This is a genomic window from Acinetobacter legionensis (assembly GCF_048551735.1).
Taxonomy (GTDB): Bacteria; Pseudomonadota; Gammaproteobacteria; order Pseudomonadales; family Moraxellaceae; genus Acinetobacter.
Genome location: NZ_JBIMBV010000094.1, coordinates 1 through 484, shown reverse-complemented (window position 1 = coordinate 484; position 484 = coordinate 1). Strand labels below are relative to the sequence as shown.

Genomic DNA, 484 nt, shown 5'->3' with positions numbered 1-484 from the left:
GCGAATACTACAATCACGTTTGGCAACGTATTTGTATTTCAGTAATGATGCACATGCCCGCCTATATTGCCCTGCTTTGAGGTTTCTGAGCATCGATGACCCATTCCAATTGGCTTGACCGTAGTTGTAAACGAAGTCTAAGTAAACATCATATTCAGTCTGAGTGAGCTTCACGCCCTGCAAAGACTTGCGAAATGCAACTTCATCTTTGGCAATATGAGCCTTGGCAATTTGAACCGCACGTTCTTTTGTAATGGGCTTATCAGTCATTTTGACCTTAGTACCGTTTTCATATGATGTGGACCCGATACCAATCGTTGCCACTTTAGCACTATCTAAATATGGCTTTGACTTGTATCCCTCATAGCCAATTAAAGAGCCAAAAAAAAGCGCTGATGCGCTCAATGTTGTTACTATGATTTTAGTCTTGTTTGACATCAATCTTCCCCTTGATTTGAAGTGATGCGATATAGGCCTTGTGTTC

Annotated in this window: 1 protein-coding gene; it reads right to left on the bottom strand. The window is 41.3% G+C overall.

What is annotated here, in order from left to right:
• A partial coding sequence (locus ACG9ZL_RS21160; protein ID WP_419361887.1) for a lysozyme occupies positions 1–438 on the bottom strand: 438 nt, incomplete at its 3' end.
• Between the last annotated feature and the right edge of the window lie 46 nt (positions 439–484).